The organism is Frigidibacter sp. SD6-1 (assembly GCF_030143255.1).
GTDB lineage: Bacteria > Pseudomonadota > Alphaproteobacteria > Rhodobacterales > Rhodobacteraceae > TMP-24.
This window is the reverse complement of sequence record NZ_JARJNR010000010.1, coordinates 31366-51676: the sequence shown is the minus strand read 5'-3', so window position 1 is coordinate 51676 and position 20311 is coordinate 31366. Positions and strand designations below refer to the sequence as shown.

Below are 20311 nucleotides of genomic sequence, written 5' to 3'. Positions count from 1 at the left end.
GAATATAGATCATATGGCCTCATTGTAAAGCTCAAATGAACTGTCCGCGCTCTCACCCAAACCTGCGCCCGGCTTCGGTGAAAGTGTACTCGTTCACGATGATCCCCTCCTCGATGGCCTCGTCAGAGGTCAGGTGGTCGTATTCAGCCTGAAGCTGGCGGTAGAGCCAGCGGGCCAGATCACGCAGCGCCTCGGTCACGATCTCCTCGGCGTCCTCGGTGGGCGGCTGCCAGGTCGGACCGTCGCGCGTGACGTCAACTGCCATGGTGTATTCATGGTAGTAGCGCCCGCGATGGCTGACCTCGGCGGCGAGCTGATAGAAGTTCCGCCGCTGGATGGCCTGCAGCCGGTCGGCGATGCCGCGCAGCGTCGCGTCGGTCGGGGCGTAGTCCCGGATGCGCGCGGCCGCGCCCTTGGCGTGGCTAAGGTAGCCCTCGAAGCAGGCCCCGTCGCCCTGGCTCCAGAACCCGGAGAACCAAATGCAGGGCTTTGCCCGCGTGCCGCCGCCCATCAGGCGGACGGGCGTGGTCTTCAGGCGGATGCCGAGGATTTCGCAGACCCGCTCGAAATCCTCGTAGACCGCGTCCCACCAATCGTCGTGGGGGCCAAGCTCGCGATACCAGCTGCGCGCTTTTTCCTTGGCGGCATCGGAGAGTTCAGGGAACTGGTAGACTGTGGTGCAGATGACCTCAGGCATGTGCGTCCTCCCCGTTCAGCGCGGCGGCCAGCCATTCCTGGCCGCTCGTCCAGCCGACGGATTTGCGCGCGCCGAGGTCGATGACATGCGCGCCGCCGCCGAAGGCGTCGAGGCGAGGCCGGGAACAGGTCAGGGCGTACTGGAACCCCCAGAGACCGGTGAGGTCGAGCTCTTCGGCAAGGCGCAGCACGAAACGGATGACCGCATCGACATCGCCGTGGTCATCGTCATGGATCCAGAGGGTGCTGCCCTCGGGTGCATCTTGGCGCACGAGATCAAAGCCCGTGACCTCCGGGTCGTCGGCATCCTGATCGGTTTCGCGCAAGCTCTGGAACAGGGCAAGCGCGCGAGCGGCCTTGTCGGGAGTGCCGACGTCGAGCAGGCACGAGAAATGGGTGAAGTAATCCGCCATGGGAACCTCCTGAATGGGGAAGACCCGGCCAAGAGGCCGGGCGGTGTGTCGGGATGATGGGGGTGGTTGGGCGCGATCAGCCGGTGGGCTTGTCGCCCGCCGCCTGTCGCGCGACATGCGCGCAGAGCATCTGCCGGTAGAAGCGCTTACGCGCCGTCCGAAAGCCGCGAACGGCGCGCGTGTCGGGGTGGAGCGCCCGGATCGCCGCGCGCAGGACGGTGAAGGGCGAGGCCGTCACGGGCAGGCCGAGGCGCTGATATGCGGGGTCGGTCATCTCAGGTGACCTCGACCACGGGTGAGGCAAGATGTGGATCGACCAGCGCCTCAATCTGCGCGGCCCGGCCCATCCATGGCTCGGGTCGGATGGCCTTCACCCAATCAGCGAAGCTCGGGATGAAGCCCAGATCTTCCTTCACATGCTGTTCGCCGACCCAGCGGGTCGGAATGATGCGCCCGGTCGAGAGCGTGAGGGTCACCCCAAAGATCGTCTCGGCCATGAAAATGCCCTCGGCATGGTGGCGCAGCGCCCGGTGCCGAAAGTCCGCAGTAATCTCCTTGCTCTGGTCGAACCAGGCATGCACCGCGATGAAGTCGTCGACCGTGCCGCCCCATGTTTTCACTGAGGACAGGGCGTGGTGATAAGGATGTGCCATCGCCGCCCCCTTAGAAATCGTGGGTATGGAGTTCGGACGACGTGAACCGTTCGTTGAACTCGAGGTGGATGCAGCGGACCGCGGCGTCGAAGCAGAATTCGCCCCAGGCGCCGTCGTTGTTCTCCCAGCCGCCATGGGTGTCGGAGAGAAAGTCATAGGCCAGTTGCTCGACGACATCCTCCAGCGAGAGCTGCCGCATCTCGACCTCGGGATCGTCCCAGGTGAGCGCGGCGTATGCGATCACGGTGGCGGGAAAATCGACGGCGGTCTCGCCGGACCAGGCGCCGATGCTTTCGATCTGGCCACTGTCCCCGGCACCGTCAAAGGTGACAGTGACATGGGTGATGCCAGCGGCCGTGAGGCCGTCGAAAAGGCGGTCCTTGTTGCCCGGGCGCAGCGCTTCGATCCGGGCCGCGCGCGCGGCATGCGCGGCGAAGATCTGTGCCATGTCGACGGTCGAGGGTGCCATCGGCGGCGTGAGGGTGGGTTCAGTCATGTTCATCGGGTATCTCCGGAAAAGGAAAGGGATCGGAGTCGGGCCGGGCGATCTCTCTCCCCCGGACAAGCTCCAAATCCCCCCTGCCCTTCTCTGCCTCTCGGGCGTCACGCCGCGACCTGCAGCGCGCGGGCGGCGAAAGCGCGCCAGAGTGGGTCGACGAGACGCCCGTCCAGAAGATCGGCGCGGAGGCGTAGCCGAACCGCCAGATCGGCCTCACCCCAGGCGGCCGCGCGGCCCGCTTGCGCGCGCAGCTGGCTCGCCTCGGTCACGACGCCCCGCGCCTCGGCCGCGCTCGTCACCGGGTGGCACCAGGCGACAGCTTGCTCACTGGCGGCCCCGGCCAGCACAAGGCGCTCGTCACGGTCAAGGATCGCTAGGAGCTGGGGCGCAGCATCCGGGGCAATCCCCTCGGCATAGTCGATCGCGCCCTGCATGGCCTCAGCCAACTTCTCGAAGCGTGCCAGGACGAGCGGGGCGGCCCGGCCCGACATCAGATCGGCCGGCGCGCGGCGAGACAGGGTCAGGGCGAAGGGGTGATTGGGGTCGACATCACCAGTTGAAAAGTGCGGTGGGACGACCCGCGCGTAAGTGGTCGGGTGGATGGGCAATGGCAGGTCGAACATGGGAAGATCTCCGACGGCGCGGGAAGCCGCTCTCCCCGCCTCATCCGTCAAAGACCAAACCGCCGCCCTCTTCCTCGAAGGGGCAGCGGTGATGGGTCCGATGGGCCCTCAGAGCTTGCCGAGGGCCCGCAGGCTCAGCTCGGTCCCGGCCCCGACTATGATATGATCGTGCAGCATCAGACCAAGATACTTGCACCCCTTCTGGATCTCCTTGGTCATGCCGAGATCGGCCTCCGAGGGCGTCGGATCGCCTGACGGGTGGTTGTGGATCAGGATCAGGGCGCTGGCATTCAGCATCAGCGCCCGCTTGATCACCTCGCGCGGATAGACCGGGACATGATCAACCGTGCCGGTCGAGAGACGCTCATCGGAGATGACGCGGTTCTTGCGGTCAAGATAGAGGACATGGAACCGCTCGTTGGGACCTCGGACGGTCAGAGCACAATAGTCCATCAGCGCCTGCCAGCTGCCAATGACGGGGTTCTGGCTGAGATAGCGGCCGAGGATATCACGGGCCTCGAGGATGACGGTTTCTTCCTGGGGGGTCATGGGGGTTTCGCTGAATTGCGCAGGCCGAAGCCCCCTGCCCTATCGGGACGGGGCAACTGGCGTGCCTGTGGAAGGGGAAAGCGCGACCGCCGCGCATGCGGGCGGTCGCTGTGGCGGGCCCCGGCGTCAGCCGACCCGGTCGAGGAGCTTCTTCGCGCGCCCTTCCATGTCGAGGCGAGCATCCTGCTGGGTCTTGTCGCGCGCCAACCGCGTGATGCCCTGCACGAAGTCGAAGATGCTCTCCGGCGGGCGGCCCGCTTCCATCAACACCTTCTCGATGATCTTGCCCGACTCGGCCTTCGAGAAGCCGCGCCTGCGAAGGAAGTCATCCCGGTCCTCATCCGTCCGCGCGACGATCTGCTGCCGCGCGGCCTTGATGCCGTTCACGAAACCCTGCGGCGAGGAATTAGCGAAACGGGTCAGCGCCGGGGCCGCTTCATGGGCGAAGCGCGAGGCGGCGTATTTCGAGTGGCGGATCTTGATCTCCTGAAAATCTTCGACGCCCCAGAGGTTGCGGTTCTGGCAGACGGCCCGCAGGTAGAAGCTCGCCATGCCGAGTGTCTTGGCCCCGACCTCGGAGTTCCAGCAATAGAAGCCCCGGAAGTAGAGATCAGGGGAGCCATCAGGCAGGCGGCCCGCCTCGATCGGATTGTGATCGTCGACCAGGAACAGGAAGACATCGCGGTCAGAGGCATAAAGCGTGGTCGTGTCGCGGCTGATCTCGACATCTGGGTTGTAGACCCCGGTCGACCAGTCGAGCACGCCCGGCACCTTCCAGCGCGTGTCGCCGGTGCCATTGCCCGCGATGCGCTGCACCGCCTCGACCAGTTCGTGGTCATGGATGCGGCCGTAGTCGGGGCCAGTCACCGCGCGCAATTCAGTGCGGCCATCCTCGGTCTCGAAGGTCTTCACCTGCTCTGCGCGGTGGTTGGTTAGGCCGTATTGCAGGTTGATCCCCGCCAGTGGCGCGGGCAGTTGCCGCAGGTAGGAGGCCGGTGCGCCGACGATGCTGGCAAGCTGGCCGAAGGCCCAGTGCGTAGGTGCCACCGGTTCATGTGCTTTCGGCAGGACCAGATGTAGCCGCTCGGCGCTGTCGCGCGCGGCCTCGACTCGGATGTCCGCCGTCTGCACCACCCGGCTGCGGCTGCGCTCGGACCGACCCTTCACATTGGCCCAGAGATCGTCGAGCGACAGATACCGCTCGTCGTCGGGGCGGTTGAACCATTCGGACGACACTCGCCCGTTCCGCTCACCCCGGCTCACATCCACCTTCCAGCCACCGGCTCGCGCCGGCGCGACCGGATCCAGAACTTCCACAACGCCCATCGGCTATCTCCCGTGACAGGCGCCGGGAGCCACTCTCCCGAGCCTTTAACCCGTCACCGGGAAACCGGCACTCCTCTCACTCTAGAAGGCGGTCAGTCGCTAAGGTCATCATGAATGGCAGCTTCGCCCTCTCGCGCGCCTGCTGGCTGGTCACCTACCCGCTGGCCGGCGGGATCGGCGCCGGTGCCCGGTCTGTGCGTCACGGCGCTCATCGGCGCGGCTGGCCTCGTTGCGGTGCTGCGCCTCTGGCCCGCGAACGATCAGACGTTCTTGCGGCACGACCTTCCTGACCTGTCCGCCGATTATCTCCACCTGTCGGAACACGGGCCCCACCACACCCATGCCGTCTTCATCGACACCCTGCATCGCCGTTGGCCGAAGGCGGCATGAAGCACGGGCGACACAATTGTCAGGCGGCCAGATAGCGGGTGAAGACCTCGGTTGAGCCATCGCGGCCGATCAGCAGGACGTCGTAGGCCTCGCGGCTGTCCTCCGGTCCCATGCCGGGCGATCCATAGGGCATCCCAGGCACGGCAAGCCCGATCGCGTCCGGCCGCTCCTCGAGCAGGCGCCGGATATCGGCCGCAGGGACATGGCCTTCGAGCACATAGCCCTCGATCATCCCTGTGTGGCAGGAGATCATTCTTTGAGGCACACCCACTTCGGCCTTGTAGGTCATCAGGAGCGTGCCGTAGCGCTCCTCGTCCGTCACGGTGAAACCCTCGTCCCGAAGATAGGCGACCCAGGCGTTGCAGCATTCGCAGCCGGTTCCCTTTACGACATGGATCGACGGGCCCGCGCTGCGCACCGGACTGGCCGCGAAAGTCGCGACGGCGAGGCCGGACAGCAGCATTGTGCGGCGGGTCAGAAGGGGCGTGTTGGTCATGTGGCTCTCCGGAACAGGTGTGGCTGTCAGGTCAGAACCCTGCGTATCTTCGGCAGGGCGAAGCGGCGGTCCTCGTGGTAGTCGATGATGCTGGCAAAGCGCCCATCGGCGCGGAACAGGAACACACCGGCAGTGTGGTCCATGGTGTAATCCCCGTCGCGGGGCACCTTTTCGAACCGGGCGCGGAAGCCTGCGACGGCGCGTTCGACCTCGGCCAGCGGGCCGGTCAGGCCGGTGATCCGTGGATCGAAGTTTGCCAGGTAGTCGGCCAGAACTTGCTGTGTATCCCGTTCGGGATCGACGGTGATGAAGACGGTGTTCAGCCGGTCGGCGTCGGGCCCGAGCTCATCCAGCCAGCCCGAGATGTCGCTGAGGGTGGTTGGGCAGACATCGGGGCACCAAGTGAAGCCGAAGAAGGCCATGGTCGGGCGGCCGATCCAGTCTGCCGGGCGCACCGGTTCACCGCGATGGTTGGTCAGGGCAAAGCCCATCTCGCCGATGGGCAGTGGCAGAAGCGCGGCGGGCGGCTGCGCGCGGCCGCGGCTTTGCAACCAGCCGAGGCCGAGCGTGAAGGCCAATGCACCGCTCGCGCCTCCCAGACCAAGGATCAGTTGGCGTCGTCGCAATCCGGACCCTCCGCCCGTAGCGACAGAACCTCGACATTGACGACGACTTCCCCGGCATTCTGGAAGGAGAGTGTCACCGGGAAGCTGTCGCCTTCGGCCAGTGTCGTGGTCAGGCCCATCAGCATCCCATGATAGCCGCCGGGCGCCAGCTCGACGGTTTGGCCAGCCGGAACCGGGATCGACATGGCGTGTGGCATGGAGGCGATGCCGTCGGTCACCACGGTTTCGTGCAGCATCGGCATGCCAGCAGCCGGGGTCGCGATGCCGATCAGCGCATCATCTGTGCTGCCGTTGTTGGTGATCTCGACATAGAATACCCCCGGCCGGTCCGCGCCGATGGTGGCGCGGGACCAGGCGTGTTCGATATTCAGATCGCCCAGGGTGAAGGTTTCGCAGGCCAGCACGGGGGCGGCGGATAGGGTGAGGAGGGCCGAGAGGATCAGGGATTTCATGGCGGTCACAATCTGGGTTGAAGGTCGGCAAGGATATCGGTGGCGGGCGTGCCGTAGGTGAACTGACGCAGCCAGTCACCCTCGGGCCCGATGAGGTAGAGCGCCGGGCTGTGCGACATGGTGTAGCCGTCGGGGGCGGCGGCATCACCCTCGCGCGCGTAGAAGATGCGGAAGCTGTCCGCCGCGGCGCGGGTCTGTGCCTCGTCCCCGGCAAGCCCGATGATCGACGGGTGGAACGCCGCAGTGAACTCGGCCAGCCCCAGTCTGCGATCCCGCTCGGGATCGATCGAGATGAACAGAGGCTGCACAAGGGCAGCGTCGTCGCCCAGATCGTCCATCACCTGCGCCACTTCGGAAAGTGTTGTCGGGCAGACGTCCGGGCAGTTGGTGAAGCCGAAGAAGACCAGAAGATGCTGGCCCGCAAACTCGGCAGGGGTGCGCACCCGACCCTCGGCATCCGGCAGCGTGAAGGTCGGTCGGAAGGCGGCTTGCGGGACAGCCTCCGACGCGCGGTTTGGCAACAGCACGAGCAGCCCATAGGCCAGCGTGGCCAGTCCCGCCGCCGCCCAGAGGATTTTCTGTAACCTTGTCAACCGCATCCGTAACCTGCCTGTTTATTGCTCTCTGTCTAAAACCTCCAGCCGCTTGAGGTTCAAGCCCGAATTCGTGCTCTCACCGAAGGGTGAAGGGTCAGCCCAAAAGCACGGTCGACAACAGGTTCACGTTCAGCACGATGATGACGGCGGCGATCAACCAGCAGAGGCCCGTCAGCCAGCGTGGGGCGACCAGTTCGCCCATCTTGGCGCGGCTGGCGGTGAACATGACCAAAGGCACGATGGCGAAGGGCAGTTGGAAGGACAGCACCACCTGGCTCAGGATCAGCAGCTCACCCACGCCCTCACTGCCGTAGAGCAGGATCACGAAGACCGCCGGGATGATGGCAAGGCCGCGGGTGATCAGCCGCCGCGCCCAGGGGGCGATGCGCAGCCGAATGAAGCCTTCCATCACGATCTGCCCGGCCATCGTGGCTGTGACAGTGGAGTTCAGGCCTGCGCACAAAAGCGCCACCCCGAACAGGACCGGCGCCAGTGACGACCCCAGCAGCGGCTCCAGCAACAGGTGCGCCTTGTCGATCTCGGCCACGTCATTTTCGCCGACGGTGTAGAAGGCGGCAGCGGCAAGGATCAGGATCGAGGCATTGATCGTCAACGCGAACATCAGCGCAATGGTGCTGTCCCAAGTCGCCAACCGCAACGCCTCGCGCTTGGCGGGCAGGTCCATGCCAAAGGCGCGGGTCTGCACGATGCCCGAATGCAGATAGAGGTTATGCGGCATGACCGTGGCTCCGATGATGCCAAGGGCAAGGTAGAGCATGGTCGGGTTGCTGACGATCTCACGGCTCGGGGCGAACCCGGCGATGACGTCGCCCCAGACCGGATCGGACTGCGCGATCAGCACGACAAAACAGGCCGCGATCAGTGCCATCAGCGAGATGATCAGCGCCTCGATCCAGCGGAACCCCTTGTTCTGCAGCCACAAGATCAGGAACACGTCGGCGGCGGTGATGAAGATGCCGATCTCCAGCGGGATGCCGAACAGCAGGTTCAGGCCGATGGCGGTGCCGATCACCTCGGCCAGATCGGTGGCGATGATGGCTAGCTCGGCGAAAACCCAAAGGGGCACCGACATCCATTTCGGAAAGGCATCTCGACAGGCCTGCGCCAGATCGCGACCCGAGGCGACCGCCAACCGCGCGCAGAGCGATTGCAGGAGGATCGCCATGATGTTCGACAGAAGGGCTACGAACAGCAGCGTGTAGCCGAAGGCCGCCCCGCCGGCGAGCGAGGTCGCCCAGTTGCCGGGGTCCATGTAGCCCACGGCCACCAGATAGCCGGGGCCGATGAAGGCGAGGAACCGGCGGAACCGGCTGGTGCCGCCGTTGCCGACCGCAATGGTGCGGAAGACCTCGGAAAGTGAGGGCGTCTCGCGCTCTTGTCGCCAGGCTGGGATGGACATGGTTTAGGGCGCTCCCGGGTTTCGTCACGATCCCGACAAGACGTGGCGCATAAAGTTAGACAGTGCTAACAATCTGTCCCGCGACTTTACTTGTCAATCCATCCCATGCGACACTCTGCAGATGACCGAGTTCCACCCTGACACCCGCACCGCGCCGCTCGACGGCCCCGCAGACCCGCGCACCGAAGCGTTTCAGGGCGTGCGCGAGGCACGGCGGAATGAACTGGCCGAGGATTATGTCGAACTGATCGCTGAGCTGATCCACGAACAGGGCGAGGCGCGCCCGGTGGACATCGCCACCCGCCTTGGCGTGAAGGTGCCGACGGTCAGCAAGACCCTCGACCGGCTGGCGCGCGAAGGGCTGATCACCCGCGCAAAGTATCGGTCGGTCTTTCTGACCGACACGGGCCGCGCGCTGGCCAAGGAATGTCGGCGGCGGCACGAGATCGTGCTGCGGTTCCTGATCAGCCTTGGCCTTGACCCCGAGACGGCAGAGCGCGACGCCGAAGGCATCGAGCATCACGTCAGCGAACGAACGCTGGCGCTCTTCGCGGCCTTCGCCAATCGGTCCTGATCGGCATCAGCTGTTCTCGATTGCAAACCGCACATCTGCGATCAGGCTGTCTGCGCTGAAGTTCTCCAGCCGCCTGCCGTTCAGAAAGAAGGTCGGCGTCTGTCGAATGGCCAAGGCTTCGACGTCGGCTGCGTCCTGGTTGAGGATGCCAGTAATCCCCGGAAAGAGCTTGTCGCTTTCCGCCCTTTCGAGATCGAGCCCCGCGGCCCCGGCGATTTCCCAGGCCACGTCCAGCTGCGGCGAACCATGCACGGCCCAGCCCGGTTGCTGTTCCAGCAGCGCATCCAGTACCGGCTCGAACTTGTCCTGCATCCGTGCAGCCTCAAGGATGCGCACGGCTTCGTCCGAGCCTTCGTGGAAGACGGTATAGCGCAGCACGACCCGGACCTGAGTCGGAAACTGCCGCCGGATCTCTTGCACCACCGGGTGATAGGCGCGGCAGGCCTCGCAGGACGGATCGAAGAATTCAACCAGTGTGACGGGCGCATCGGCAGGACCGAAGCTGGGGGAGTAGTCCCGGATCAGTAGTGCCTGATCGGCTGTTGGCGCGGCAGCGGCCGCCACTTCTGCCTCGGCGGCGCGGCGCTGGTTCAGCACGTAGGCGCCACCCGCGAAGGCGGCAAGGCCAAGCGCAGAGGCTCCGATCAGAAGGGTGCGGCGGTTCATGGGCGGTGTCCTTTCGGAAGGATGAGACAGGCAAGGATCGCTGCAAAGGCGACCGCGGAAAGATAGGGGATCGGCAGGCCAAGGATCATCTGCGCCTCACCGGTGCAGGAGGGGCCATTTTCGGTGCAGGGCACGATTGGCGCGGGCAAAAACCCAGCGTAAAGGCCCGAATGCCACGCCGCCAGCGCCAGCCCGGCGAGGGCCAGGGGCAAGCCGTAGGCGCGCGCCACGCCGTCGCCCCGCCAGAGTGACAAGCCAAGGATCGGCACCAGCGGGAACATGGCGATGCGCTGATACCAGCAGAGCGTGCAGGGCATCTGGCCCAGCACCTCACCGATGAAAAGCGCGCCAAGTGTGGCCGCCAGCGCAATCAGGAAGGCCGCAGTCAAGGCAAGGTCGTCGCGCGACAGGGTTTCCGAGTCAGCTTTGGTCAAGAACCGGCTCCTTGCGGCGGCGAACGGGAAGAGATGCGGCGAGGATCAGGACCGCGCCCAGGGTGATCGCAATATCGGCGACGTTGAACGTGGGCCAGTGCCAGTCACGCCAATAGAAATCGAGAAAATCAGTCACGGCACCCTGTCGCAGCCGGTCGATGATGTTGCCAAGCGCCCCGCCCACGACCAGTGCAAAGCCGGCACGTTCCAGCGCGTGCTGCGCCCGGAATGCCATGACGGCGAAGGCGATGGTCAGTGCGCCCGTCAGCGCGGCCATCAGAAGGGGCTTACCCGCCATTATCCCGCCCATCATGCCGAAGCTCGCGCCTGTGTTGAACCCGAGGGAGAGGTTGAAACTCGGAAAGACAGGGACAGCCGTCCCTTGCGACAGCAGCGATAGTGCCGCTGCCTTGGTCAACTGGTCTGCCACCACTGCGGCAGCAATCAGCGAAATCAGCGTCATCTTGGTCATTCCGCAGCCTTGCTCTTCATGCCGATCCAGCGAGGAACCGATGCGGTGTAGCGGTCATAGTCCGGCCCGATTGCCATGCGCAGGGCAGCCTCCTCTGACCGGACTTGCGTGGTGGCGGACCAGAGAAACAGGAGTGGGGCTAGGACCGTCGGGACAGAGGGCACTGCCAGGGTAACACCCGCCAGCAGCGCCGCTTGCCCCACAAAGGTCGGGTTGCGGCTGAAGCGGTAAAGCCCGCCGGAGACCAGATCGCCGGTTTCGCCGCCGACGACGCCGACGCGCCAGGAGGATCCCATCGACATCTGCGCGGCAAAGGCCACCATCGCGCCGAGCCCTGCGACAAAGACCCCGACCAAGCCAAGAAGTACGGCGCGCCCCTCGGTCCAAAGCGGATCGATCTTGTGCAGGATAGGCACGGCGAGCCAGAGAAGCGGCCCGAAGAAGGCGAGCGCAAAGGCCACGCGGAACCCGATTGCCGCCAGCCGGTCGCGTCCGGTCGCACGGGCGAACAGCCAGACCGGCCGACCCACCGCTTTCGCGGCCAGCGCGCTGCCCCAGAAGAACAGAGCCAGATAGCCGAAGAGAAGGGCCAATGCTGCCCAGCCGAAACCGGAGATCATGGCCTTACGCCTCCCGTTCCGGATTGAACCGCAGCAGGCGCAGGGCGTTCAGCGTCACCAGCACAGTCGCGCCGGTATCGGCCAGAATTGCGATCCAGAGGCCGGTCAAGCCGAAGACCGAGGTCACCAGGAAAACCGCCTTCAGCCCCAAAGCGATAGTGACGTTCTGGCGGATATTGGCCATCGCAGCGCGCGACAGGCGGATCGTGGCCGGAATGTCCGTCACCCGGTCGCGCAGGATCGCCGCATCGGCGGTTTCCAGCGCCACGTCGGTGCCCGATCCCATCGCCACGCCGACACTCGCCTGTTTCAGCGCGGGGGCGTCGTTGATACCGTCGCCGATCATCATTACGCCGCCTTGGGTGCCGATCTCGCGGATGTAGGCAAGCTTGTCCTCGGGCATCATGTCGGCTTCGAACTTCAGCCCGAGGCTTCCGGCGATGGCGGCGGCCGTGCGCGGGTTGTCCCCGGTCAGGATCACCGAAGTCACCCCCATCGCCGTCAACTGGCGCACCGCGTCCTTGGCATCCGCGCGCGGCTCGTCCCGCATGGCGATCAGGCCAAGCGGGGTCTTTTCGCGGAACACGGCGACGGCGGTCTTGCCGTCCTCCTCAAAAATCGTGGCCTGCCGAAGACCGAAGCCATCGAGCCCGCCATGCTCCATCGCATAACGGGGCGAGGACACATAGGCCGCAGCGCCGCCCACGGTTGCAACAACGCCCTTGCCCATCAGCGCCTTGGCGTCTTGCGAGAGCAGCGCGGAAACGCCCGCATCCTTGGCCTTGTTCAGGATCGCAATCGCCAGCGGGTGGCTCGACCCTGTTTCTACGCCCGCAGCAACGGCAAGAAGCTCGGCCTCGGTCGTTGACCCGAACGGCACCACATCCGTCACCTGCGGGCGGCCATGCGTCAGCGTTCCGGTCTTGTCGAAGGTCACGACATCGACCTTCGCTGCGGCTTCGATCACCGCACCACCCTTCATCAAGAGCCCGCGCCGCGCGCCGGTGGACATGGCAGAGGCGATGGAGGCGGGGACTGAGATGACCAGCGCGCAGGGGCACCCGATCAAGAGAAGCGCAAGCCCCCGGTAAATCCACGTGTCCCAAGGCTGACCAAATGCCAGCGGCGGCACCACGATCACCAGCGCGGCAACCGCGACGATGGCGGGCATATACCAGCGGCTGAAGCGGTCGATGAAGCGTTCGGTCGGCGCGCGGGCCTCTTCGGCCTCTTCGACCAGCCGGATGATGCGCGCGATGGTGTTGTCTTCCGCGCCTTTGGTGACCTTCACCCGCAGCGCCGCCTCAGTGTTGATTGCGCCTGCAAAGACCGCATCCCCCGGCCCGCGCGTTTTGGGGACGCTTTCGCCGGTGACCGGGCTTTCGTCCACGCCCGAGGTGCCATCCACGATCTCGCCATCGGCCGGAATCCGGTCGCCGGGGCGAACAAGCACGGTCTGGCCGATGGTCAGGCTTGCGGCCGGCACCTCGCGCGTGATGTCGCCGGTGACCAGTTGCGCGGTCTTCGGGACAAGGTTCGCCAAGGCCCTGATGCCGTCGCGCGCCTTGCCTGCGGCCACGCCTTCCAAAACCTCGCCCACGGCGAACAGGAAGACGACCAACGCCGCCTCTTCGGCTGCGTCGATAAACAAGGCCCCGACGGCTGCAATCGTCATCAGGCTTTCGATGGTGAAGGGCTGACCCATCCGCAACGCTGCAAAGGCGCGTTGCGCTACTGGGGCTACCCCGATCAGACAAGCAGCGACGAAGGCCCATTTGCCGATCTCGGGTGCAAGATACTCGATAACCCAGGCGGCACCGAGCAACAACGCGGTGAAGATGACCAGCTTGCCCTTGGCCGTCTGATACCAGCGCTTGCCCCGGTCAGCGGGGTCATCATGGACATGGCCGGGGCTGCCGTGGCCACTGTCATCGCGCTTTGCGCTGGTGACCTTGGGGCCGTGGTCGTGCCCGGCGTGATCGTGGCCCTCATGTGTCGCATGGTCATCGTCATGCCCATCGTGGGCATCAGGCAGCACAAAATCCTTCTTCGCACCGGCAGCGCGCGGCGCAATCTGGTAGCCAAGTGCCCGGACGGTCTTTTCGATCTTGTCCCGCCCGGTCTGCGCCTCATCCAGCGTCAGCCGCAGGCGTTCCGTCATGATCCCGACCTCGACGCCGCTCACCCCCGGCAGGCGAGCCACCGCATCCTTGATTTTGGTCGCGCAGGATCCGCAGTCCATGCCCGTCACAGTCCAGTCGCAGGACGTTTCGCGTGCAGCTTCCGACATCGTCATTCCTCCTGCCGCAGTGCGGGCAGTTGCTTTCATCGAATCAGGAACCTAATGTCTCTAGCAACTATAGCTTCAAGGGGAATCTGATGCTGACCATCGGAAAACTGGGCGAGGCCGCGGGGGTGAAGGTTCCGACGATCCGCTACTACGAGCAGATCGGCCTCTTGCCCGAGGCGGAACGCAGCGCGGGCAACCAGCGGCTCTACGGCCGCAAGGCGCAGGAACGGCTGGCATTCATCCGCCACGCCCGCGATCTGGGTTTCACGCTGGAGGCGATCCGCGACCTGCTCAGCCTGTCCGACAGACCTGACCAATCCTGCGCCGCCGCCGATGCCATCGCCAAGGCGCAACTGGCCGAGGTCGAAAGCCGGCTCGCGCGCCTGACCGCCCTCAAGACCGAACTGGAACGCATGGTCGTGCAATGTGCGGGCGGGAGCATTGCCGATTGCCGGGTGATCGAGGTTTTGAGCGACCATTCCCTTTGCGCAACTGATCACCGCCATCCGGAAAGCGAGGTGCAGTCATGACAGCGCCGGGCACACTCGCCATCTACATCGGTGCCGCTTTGGCCGAGATTGCGGGCTGCTTTGCCGTCTGGGCCTGGATGCGGCAAGGGGCGAGCCCGCTTTGGCTGGTCCCGGGCCTCCTCAGCCTCGCCGTTTTCGCTTGGCTCCTGACCCTGGCCCCCTCCGATTTCGCAGGGCGCGCTTATGCGGCCTACGGTGGCGTGTACATTGCCGCGTCGTTCGTCTGGCTTTGGGCAGTGGAGAAGCAACGCCCGGACACTTGGGACATGACCGGCGTCGCAATCTGCCTCGCCGGTGCCGCCGTCATCCTGTTCGCGCCGAGGGCGTAGGGGGTTCCGTTGTCCAGACTGGCCAAGGGTCGAACGTCACCCCTCCTCGGACCGACTTGTCCTGCGACAATCCGAGGCTCCGGATGGAGAAGCGGAGGCGAGGCTCTCAGCCAGAGGCTCCCATCACACAGTGAGCCGCGGCATACTGCGGCATGAACGAATGCCCGGTCTCGGGCGCGCGAGACCGAGCATGATGATGGTCGGCTTATAGCCGAGATCGCCCGAACCCGGCGGGTTTCCCCGCCGGGCCCGAGGGGGAGACCCCGTTCTCTTCAGAACGGGATCTCGTCGTCGCGGTCGACCAGCTCGGGGTTTTCGTTCTCGGCCGACTTCTGGCGGCTCAGGAAGTCGACCTTCTCGGCGATGATCTCGCAGCCGTAGCGGTCGTTGCCCATGCTGTCGATCCACTTGGTGTAGTGGATGCGGCCGTGGACGAGGACCTTCATGCCCTTTTCGCAATGCTCCGCGACCGTCTTGCCGAGACCGTTGAAGCAGGTGATGCGGTGCCATTCGGTGTCCATGACCCGGTAGCCGTTCTCGTCGCGCAGGACGCGACCTTCCGAGAGGCGGGGGCGAGAGGTGGCGAGGCTGAAGTTGGTGATCTTGGTGCCGCCCTGGGTGGTGCGGACTTCGGGGGTCTGACCGATGTTGCCGGCGAGGATGACGATGTTCTGCATGTTAAGCTCCTGTGTTTCCTGTCTTCGGGACCGTCCCTTCGACAAGACCCGGAAAAAGCCCGTCGGGTGACGCGTGCACGGTGGACGGAACGGACGCCGGAAACCCCCAGAGGACCGGGGTGGAGCGGGCAGCCCCGAAGGGGCAACACGGCCCGGACCGACGCGGGGTTGCACGCAGGCAAACGAACGGGATTAGGGGATTGTCAGTCGAAGGGATGGCCCAGAAGAAAGAGATGCGCGGGGAGCCCATGCCTGAACCCGTCACCTTGCCCATCGGAACAGCCTGACCCCCAGTCCAGCCCCTTACTGGCGACGAAACGGCGATCAACAGCCTCCGCCAACCCTGCCCCAGCCTTCCGGGAGTTGCGGCGCCCTGCCGCGACGGGCTATCGATACCGGATCATTCAGGACACGGACCGCACCAATGGCTGATTACGATCTCGAGGCACTGTCGCTCAGCGAGCTGAAGAAAATGCAGAAGGACGTCGCCAAGGCGATTTCCACATTCGAGGATCGGCAGAAGGCGGAAGCCCGCGCCAAGGTGGAAGCTTTCGCCCGAGACCTCGGCTACTCCCTGGCCGAACTTGTCGGAACCGAGGCGAAGTCCTCCCGTGCACCGGCCGCGGCGAAATACCGGCACCCTGAGAACCCGGCGCTCACCTGGTCCGGCCGGGGACGCAAACCGCAGTGGTTCGTTGAGGCGTTGGCGGGCGGAAAAACTGCAGCTGATTTGGCTATTGGTTGAGCATTGCGAGATGATGCAAGATCAAGGCGACGTCATCATCCGCAGCGCTTGGCGATGTGCGAAAGTACGATGAAGGCGTCAGACGTACCGTTCGCTTTGCCTTTCTCAAAATCACCTTCGATCGTGCCCATCTGGTTTGTGACATGTGCCAGGCAGATGACTGCCCGCCCTCGCGCTTGGGCAAAGGCGTAGAGCGCTGCCGCCTCCATCTCGACCGCGAGAATTCCACGATCGCGCGCTGCGGCGATTGCAACTTCGGTCTCACGAAACGGCGCATCAGTGGTCCAAGTCGCACCGGTCAGCACACGCGGGCCTTCGGTGAACGCGCCCGTCAGCTGCGAGAGCAAGTGCGAGGGCGCCTCACTCCAGTCAGACGGAGGAATGTAATGATAGCTCGTGCCCTCGTCGCGCAGCGCCCGCTCGATCACAATGAAGTACGGCGGCGGGCCTTGTGGCGTGATCTGCCCCGATGAGGTGACACTGATCAGAAGTTCGCAACCTGACGCGAACATCTCCTCGGCGACCAGTACAGCGAATGACGCGCCGACGGCACAACCAACCACACCGATGTCATGGCCATCCAGGTCGAACACCCACATCTCGGTGTGGTAGCAGACCCACCCCTCATTCCGCCGCGCGCGGCCTCCGATACGGAGCTGGCGGACAATATCGCCGTCAGGGTCAAGCAGGCAAATCCTTGGCACCGTGACGGCCGCCGCCCCTTTCTGGCGGCGTGCCTCGCGCAGCAGGCTTTCGGGCGTGAAGGCCGACGGGGCATCATGATGCTTGTCCGACAGGATCGGCGGGAGCGGCTTTTTGGCGTCGGACATGGTGTTTCCTGCGAGGCGGGCCCAGCGGGCCATCACCCGACCGAGGGGTTAACGGATCAGGGTCTGTAGGCCGCGTCCTGCTGCCAGCCTGTGAAGCCGGTCTGCATGACGACCACGTTCGACCTGCCCGCAACACGCAGCGCGAAGGCCGCCTGCGCCGACAGGCTGCCGGTGTTGCAGAACAGGATGGTCATCCGATCCTCGGGGATCTCGTCGATGCGGTCCAGCACTTCGCGCCACTCGATGTTGACTGCGCCGGGGATCGTGCCTGCCTCGAACTGGCCAGCGTCCCGGGTGTCGACGAAAAGCGCGGTCTCGAAGACGGTCTGGTCGAGTTGCTGGGGCAGGATGATGCCGGCCTCGTATTCCGAGAACATCATGTATTCCTGCATGGCGTCGATAGCCGCGTCCTGCGCAAAGGCGGGCAATGTGTGCATCCCGAGCGCGACGGTTGTCGCCAAAAGTAGGTGCTTCAGGGTCATCCGGGGGTCTCCTCCGTTTCGGTTTCTTGGTGTTCAGGTGTTCTGCGCAAGCCAGCCGATCGTGCCGCCTTCGAGCCATAGGGCGTCCGGGTGGCCGAGCCTGTTCAGGACATCCGCGCCCTCTGCCGACCGACCGCCGCCCTTGCCGCAGATGGTCACGGGTGTTCTGCCAGCAGGAAGTTCTCCCGCCCGGTCTTCGAGTTCGGCCAGCGGGATATGGACGGCGCCCGTCAAATGGGCGGCGACGAAGTCTTCCGCGTCGCGGACGTCGATCAGGTGGAAGCGATCCGGGTCGGCCGCGAGGGCGGCGAGCGTAAGCATCCCGGCCATCAGAACACCAGGACCTTGTCGGCGGCCAGCGTCGCTTGGGCGAGTTCGTCCATTGTGGAGCGGCTCGTCCCCTCCATCATGTCGCCCTCTGCAAGGCCGCGCGCGTCCAGGCAGGTGCCGCACATCAGGACGCGCCCCTTGGCGGACAGGACCCGGCGGAGCATGCGCTCGAGATTGTAGTAGCCATCGGGCGTCTTCTGCCCCGCCTTGGCGCAGAGCACCGCGTCGGCCATCAGGAAGACGGTGATATCCGCCTCGGGATCGTTCTTCGCCAGTGCGTAGGCCATGCGCAGGCCGTTGAAGCTGCGCTCGGTTCCGTAGGGTGGGTCGTTCAGCAGGATCAGGTGTTTCATGCAGGGGCCTCTTGGGTGGCGGGGTTGAGACGCGGGTGCGTCTCCTCGCCGAGCCAGAAGAGCAGGCCGCCGGAGACGAACATGGAGATCGCGACGAACCAGAAGGCCGCTTCCGCAGCGCCGGTCAGGCTGGCCGCTAGCCCGAGGCCGAGCGCGCCGATGGCGTAGCCGAGGTCGCGCCAGAAGCGGTAGATGCCGATGGCCGAGCCGCGCCAGGCCGGCGGGGTGATGTCCGCAACCGCCGCCGAGAGGTTCGGATAGAGAAGCGCCATGCCGAAGCCCGCCACCCCGGCCGAGACCGACCACCAGAGCGCGCCCGTGCCCATGACCACCATCGCCACGCCCGCGCCGCAGATCCACATGCCGAGCACGTTGGGCCAGAAGCGGCCCACATGGTCCGACAGCCGCCCGGTGAAGAGCTGCGAGCCGCCCCAGACGAAACCATAGGTGCCGACGATCCAGCCGACCTCGGTCAGGGTCGCGCCTTGGGTCACAAGGAAGACCGGGAACAGCGCCCAGACCAGCGCATCGACGAACTTCTCGACCAGCCCCGCCTGGGAGATCGCGAAGAGCCGCCGGTCGCGCCAGCTCATCAGCGCGAAGACCTCGCGCGTCGTCGGGTGTTCGGAGCTGCCCTGCGGATAACGCGGCAGGGATTTCGGGGGTGCTGCCTTGTGCGCGGCCGTCTCGGCCTTGGCCCAAGGCAGCGTGTCCTTCACCCAGACCACGGTCAGGATCAGCGCCAGCAGGACCACGGCCATGCCAAAGACCAGCAGGCCCGTCCGCGCGCCCAGCCCTTCCGCGGCATATGCGGTGAGGATGCCTGCGATTGCCACGCCGACATAGCCGGAGAACTCGTTGAGCCCCATGGTGAGGCCGCGTTCCTCGGCGCGCGTGATGTCGAGTTTCGCGGTCTGCGTCATCGACCAGCAGAGGCCCTGGTTGACGCCCAGCAGCACGGTCGCCGCGACGATCCAGTTCCAGTCGGGCGCGTACCAGATCATCACCGGGATCGGCAGCGCCATGACCCAACCGAAGGCCAGCACCCGCTTGCGACCGATCCGCTCGGACCAGCGCCCGGCGACGAAGTTCATCACCGCCTTGACCGCACCGAAGGCCACGACGAAGGACGCCAGCAGCAGGAACGAGCCGCGCTCGAGCCCGAACTCGCTCTCGGCCAGCGCCGGGACCACCGTGCGAGTCATGCCGATGGCGAAACCCACCAGCATCACCTGGATCAGCTGATGCGCGACCTGGACCCTATTCTCGCGGATGCCGCGCGTGAATTCACTTGCGGTCATTCTGCGGGCTCCTTGTCGTGTTCCGGGGATCGAGCGCATGGCCCGATGCCGGTCCGCGCAGCGGCTGGACCAGCATCCGGTCGAGCCAGAGATCGCGGCGTGTCCGGAACTGCTCGATGCCGATCTCCATCCCCTCGTGTCCCTTGGCGGGCTGGGCGATGTAGGTGCCGAGGAGCCTGTCCCACCACGGCAGGTTGAAGCCGTAGTTCGAGTTGGTCTCGCGCGGGTCGGTGGAATGGTGGACGCGGTGCATGTCCGGCGTCACGACGATGAGGCGCAGCACGCGGTCCACCGGGCGCGGCAGGTCGATGTTGGCGTGGTTGAAAAGCGCGGTGGCGTTCAGGATCACCTCGAACAGTAGCACCGCGACGGCGGGGGGGCCGAGCGCCGCGACCACCGCCAGCTTGATCCCCATGGAAATGAGGATCTCCACGGGATGGAAACGCAGTCCCGTGGTCGCGTCGAAATCGAGATCGGCGTGGTGCATCCGGTGCAGCCGCCAGAGCCCGGGCACGGCGTGGAACATCACGTGCTGAAGGTAGATCGCCAGATCGAGCAGCAGCATCGAGACGATGATTGCGACCCAAACTGGCACATCGAGATTGTTGAACAGGCCCCAGCCACGATCCTCGGCCATGACGGCCAGACCGACCGCGAGGATCGGAAAACTCAGCCGCAGGATGACCGTATCCACCACCACCAGAGCAAGGTTGTTCGTCCAACGGATGACGCGCGGGATTTCTCGCCTGCGCCGCGGGGCCGCCACTTCCCACAGCGCCATGCCCGCCAGAACACCCAGAAAGATGGCAAGACGGATGGTCGCCTCGGTGGCAAGGATGGTCTCGGACATGGATCGCTGGCCTTGGGGCTTGTGGGGCGCGATGGAATCGCTATTATTCAAGTTATCGCTTGAATGATCTAGCGTCAGGAGACAGGCCT

General features: G+C 65.2%; 30 protein-coding genes. 5 read left to right on the top strand and 25 right to left on the bottom strand.

Features of this window, described 5'->3' with window-relative positions; genetic code table 11:
• Positions 1-52: 52 nt before the first annotated feature.
• From P0645_RS16635 to P0645_RS16600, 8 genes are all read right to left on the bottom strand, one after another.
• Positions 53-697, bottom strand: coding sequence for a DUF8835 domain-containing pootine (locus P0645_RS16635; RefSeq protein WP_107754799.1), 645 nt, complete (start codon positions 695-697; stop codon positions 53-55).
• A complete protein-coding gene (locus tag P0645_RS16630) occupies positions 690-1109 on the bottom strand; it encodes a hypothetical protein (protein WP_107754798.1) in 420 nt (139 codons plus the stop codon). Before P0645_RS16630 ends, P0645_RS16635 begins: the two co-directional genes overlap by 8 nt.
• A 76-nt stretch (positions 1110-1185) precedes the next feature.
• A complete protein-coding gene (locus tag P0645_RS16625; protein WP_107754797.1) occupies positions 1186-1383 on the bottom strand; it encodes a hypothetical protein in 198 nt (65 codons plus the stop codon).
• Between the two features lies 1 nt (position 1384).
• Positions 1385-1762, bottom strand: a complete 378-nt coding sequence (locus tag P0645_RS16620; protein ID WP_107754796.1) for a DUF6915 family protein — start codon at positions 1760-1762, stop codon at positions 1385-1387.
• A 10-nt stretch (positions 1763-1772) separates the two neighbouring features.
• Complete coding sequence (locus tag P0645_RS16615) at positions 1773-2264, bottom strand: DUF6878 family protein (protein ID WP_284165685.1); 492 nt, start codon at positions 2262-2264, stop codon at positions 1773-1775.
• 101 nt (positions 2265-2365) lie between these two features.
• Positions 2366-2884 carry a DNA repair protein RadC gene (locus P0645_RS16610; protein WP_284165684.1) on the bottom strand — a complete coding sequence of 173 codons (519 nt, stop codon included), beginning with the start codon at positions 2882-2884 and terminating at the stop codon, positions 2366-2368.
• A gap of 108 nt (positions 2885-2992) precedes the next feature.
• Positions 2993-3433, bottom strand: coding sequence for a JAB domain-containing protein (locus P0645_RS16605; protein WP_107754793.1), 441 nt, complete (start codon positions 3431-3433; stop codon positions 2993-2995).
• Between the two features lie 126 nt (positions 3434-3559).
• Positions 3560-4759, bottom strand: a complete 1200-nt coding sequence (locus P0645_RS16600; protein ID WP_284165683.1) for a DUF932 domain-containing protein — start codon at positions 4757-4759, stop codon at positions 3560-3562.
• A 183-nt stretch (positions 4760-4942) separates the two neighbouring features.
• Here P0645_RS16600 and P0645_RS16595 point away from each other — a divergent pair, with 183 nt between their 5' ends.
• A complete protein-coding gene (locus tag P0645_RS16595; protein ID WP_107754791.1) occupies positions 4943-5149 on the top strand; it encodes a hypothetical protein in 207 nt (68 codons plus the stop codon).
• A gap of 19 nt (positions 5150-5168) precedes the next feature.
• On the opposite strand, the gene P0645_RS16590 is transcribed toward P0645_RS16595, so the two are convergent.
• From P0645_RS16590 to P0645_RS16570, 5 genes are all read right to left on the bottom strand, one after another.
• Entirely contained in the window at positions 5169-5645 is a 477-nt protein-coding gene (locus tag P0645_RS16590; protein WP_107754790.1) for a DUF411 domain-containing protein, read from the bottom strand.
• A gap of 26 nt (positions 5646-5671) precedes the next feature.
• Positions 5672-6271 (bottom strand): SCO family protein, encoded by a 600-nt coding sequence (locus P0645_RS16585; protein ID WP_107754789.1) that lies wholly within the window; start codon positions 6269-6271, stop codon positions 5672-5674.
• The gene (locus P0645_RS16580; protein WP_107754788.1) at positions 6253-6723 is read right to left on the bottom strand and encodes a copper chaperone PCu(A)C; all 471 of its coding nucleotides are present in this window, start codon (positions 6721-6723) and stop codon (positions 6253-6255) included. The genes P0645_RS16585 and P0645_RS16580 overlap by 19 nt, the downstream gene beginning before the upstream one ends.
• A gap of 5 nt (positions 6724-6728) precedes the next feature.
• Positions 6729-7322, bottom strand: a complete 594-nt coding sequence (locus P0645_RS16575) for an SCO family protein (protein WP_107754787.1) — start codon at positions 7320-7322, stop codon at positions 6729-6731.
• Positions 7323-7413: 91 nt separating this feature from the next.
• Positions 7414-8739 carry an Nramp family divalent metal transporter gene (locus P0645_RS16570; protein WP_107754786.1) on the bottom strand — a complete coding sequence of 442 codons (1326 nt, stop codon included), beginning with the start codon at positions 8737-8739 and terminating at the stop codon, positions 7414-7416.
• A 121-nt stretch (positions 8740-8860) separates the two neighbouring features.
• Here P0645_RS16570 and mntR point away from each other — a divergent pair, with 121 nt between their 5' ends.
• On the top strand, positions 8861-9313 hold the full coding sequence (gene mntR, locus P0645_RS16565) for a manganese-binding transcriptional regulator MntR (RefSeq protein ID WP_107754785.1): 453 nt from the start codon (positions 8861-8863) through the stop codon (positions 9311-9313).
• A gap of 6 nt (positions 9314-9319) precedes the next feature.
• Here the strand turns inward: mntR and P0645_RS16560 are convergent, their stop codons facing one another.
• Genes P0645_RS16560 through P0645_RS16540 form a run of 5 tightly spaced genes read right to left on the bottom strand, consistent with a single transcriptional unit; the run spans position 9320 to position 13801 of the window.
• The gene (locus P0645_RS16560; protein WP_107754784.1) at positions 9320-9979 is read right to left on the bottom strand and encodes a DsbA family protein; all 660 of its coding nucleotides are present in this window, start codon (positions 9977-9979) and stop codon (positions 9320-9322) included.
• Positions 9976-10413: a disulfide bond formation protein B gene (locus P0645_RS16555; RefSeq protein WP_107754783.1), complete on the bottom strand. Its 438-nt coding sequence runs from the start codon at positions 10411-10413 to the stop codon at positions 9976-9978. Before P0645_RS16555 ends, P0645_RS16560 begins: the two co-directional genes overlap by 4 nt.
• Complete coding sequence (lspA, locus tag P0645_RS16550; RefSeq protein WP_107754782.1) at positions 10400-10885, bottom strand: signal peptidase II; 486 nt, start codon at positions 10883-10885, stop codon at positions 10400-10402. Before lspA ends, P0645_RS16555 begins: the two co-directional genes overlap by 14 nt.
• Positions 10882-11505, bottom strand: coding sequence for a methyltransferase family protein (locus P0645_RS16545; protein WP_107754781.1), 624 nt, complete (start codon positions 11503-11505; stop codon positions 10882-10884). Before P0645_RS16545 ends, lspA begins: the two co-directional genes overlap by 4 nt.
• A 4-nt stretch (positions 11506-11509) precedes the next feature.
• Positions 11510-13801 carry a heavy metal translocating P-type ATPase gene (locus P0645_RS16540; RefSeq protein ID WP_107754780.1) on the bottom strand — a complete coding sequence of 764 codons (2292 nt, stop codon included), beginning with the start codon at positions 13799-13801 and terminating at the stop codon, positions 11510-11512.
• Positions 13802-13884: 83 nt separating this feature from the next.
• Here P0645_RS16540 and P0645_RS16535 point away from each other — a divergent pair, with 83 nt between their 5' ends.
• Positions 13885-14325: a MerR family transcriptional regulator gene (locus tag P0645_RS16535; RefSeq protein ID WP_107754779.1), complete on the top strand. Its 441-nt coding sequence runs from the start codon at positions 13885-13887 to the stop codon at positions 14323-14325.
• Positions 14322-14654: a YnfA family protein gene (locus tag P0645_RS16530; protein WP_107754778.1), complete on the top strand. Its 333-nt coding sequence runs from the start codon at positions 14322-14324 to the stop codon at positions 14652-14654. The genes P0645_RS16535 and P0645_RS16530 overlap by 4 nt, the downstream gene beginning before the upstream one ends.
• Positions 14655-14926: 272 nt before the next feature.
• Here the strand turns inward: P0645_RS16530 and P0645_RS16525 are convergent, their stop codons facing one another.
• Entirely contained in the window at positions 14927-15331 is a 405-nt protein-coding gene (locus P0645_RS16525; RefSeq protein ID WP_107754777.1) for a single-stranded DNA-binding protein, read from the bottom strand.
• 424 nt (positions 15332-15755) lie between these two features.
• Here P0645_RS16525 and P0645_RS16520 point away from each other — a divergent pair, with 424 nt between their 5' ends.
• The gene (locus P0645_RS16520) at positions 15756-16076 is read left to right on the top strand and encodes an H-NS histone family protein (protein WP_107754776.1); all 321 of its coding nucleotides are present in this window, start codon (positions 15756-15758) and stop codon (positions 16074-16076) included.
• A 35-nt stretch (positions 16077-16111) separates the two neighbouring features.
• Here the strand turns inward: P0645_RS16520 and P0645_RS16515 are convergent, their stop codons facing one another.
• Genes P0645_RS16515 through P0645_RS16490 form a run of 6 tightly spaced genes read right to left on the bottom strand, consistent with a single transcriptional unit; the run spans position 16112 to position 20222 of the window.
• Entirely contained in the window at positions 16112-16906 is a 795-nt protein-coding gene (locus P0645_RS16515) for a nucleoside phosphorylase (protein ID WP_284165682.1), read from the bottom strand.
• 56 nt (positions 16907-16962) lie between these two features.
• Positions 16963-17388, bottom strand: coding sequence for a rhodanese-like domain-containing protein (locus P0645_RS16510; RefSeq protein WP_107754774.1), 426 nt, complete (start codon positions 17386-17388; stop codon positions 16963-16965).
• A 33-nt stretch (positions 17389-17421) separates the two neighbouring features.
• A complete protein-coding gene (locus P0645_RS16505) occupies positions 17422-17718 on the bottom strand; it encodes a rhodanese-like domain-containing protein (RefSeq protein ID WP_107754773.1) in 297 nt (98 codons plus the stop codon).
• Entirely contained in the window at positions 17718-18071 is a 354-nt protein-coding gene (locus tag P0645_RS16500; protein WP_107754772.1) for a DsrE/DsrF/TusD sulfur relay family protein, read from the bottom strand. The genes P0645_RS16505 and P0645_RS16500 overlap by 1 nt, the downstream gene beginning before the upstream one ends.
• Positions 18068-19372: an MFS transporter gene (locus tag P0645_RS16495; RefSeq protein WP_107754771.1), complete on the bottom strand. Its 1305-nt coding sequence runs from the start codon at positions 19370-19372 to the stop codon at positions 18068-18070. Before P0645_RS16495 ends, P0645_RS16500 begins: the two co-directional genes overlap by 4 nt.
• Positions 19359-20222 (bottom strand): sterol desaturase family protein, encoded by an 864-nt coding sequence (locus P0645_RS16490; RefSeq protein WP_108130785.1) that lies wholly within the window; start codon positions 20220-20222, stop codon positions 19359-19361. Before P0645_RS16490 ends, P0645_RS16495 begins: the two co-directional genes overlap by 14 nt.
• Positions 20223-20311: the final 89 nt, after the last annotated feature.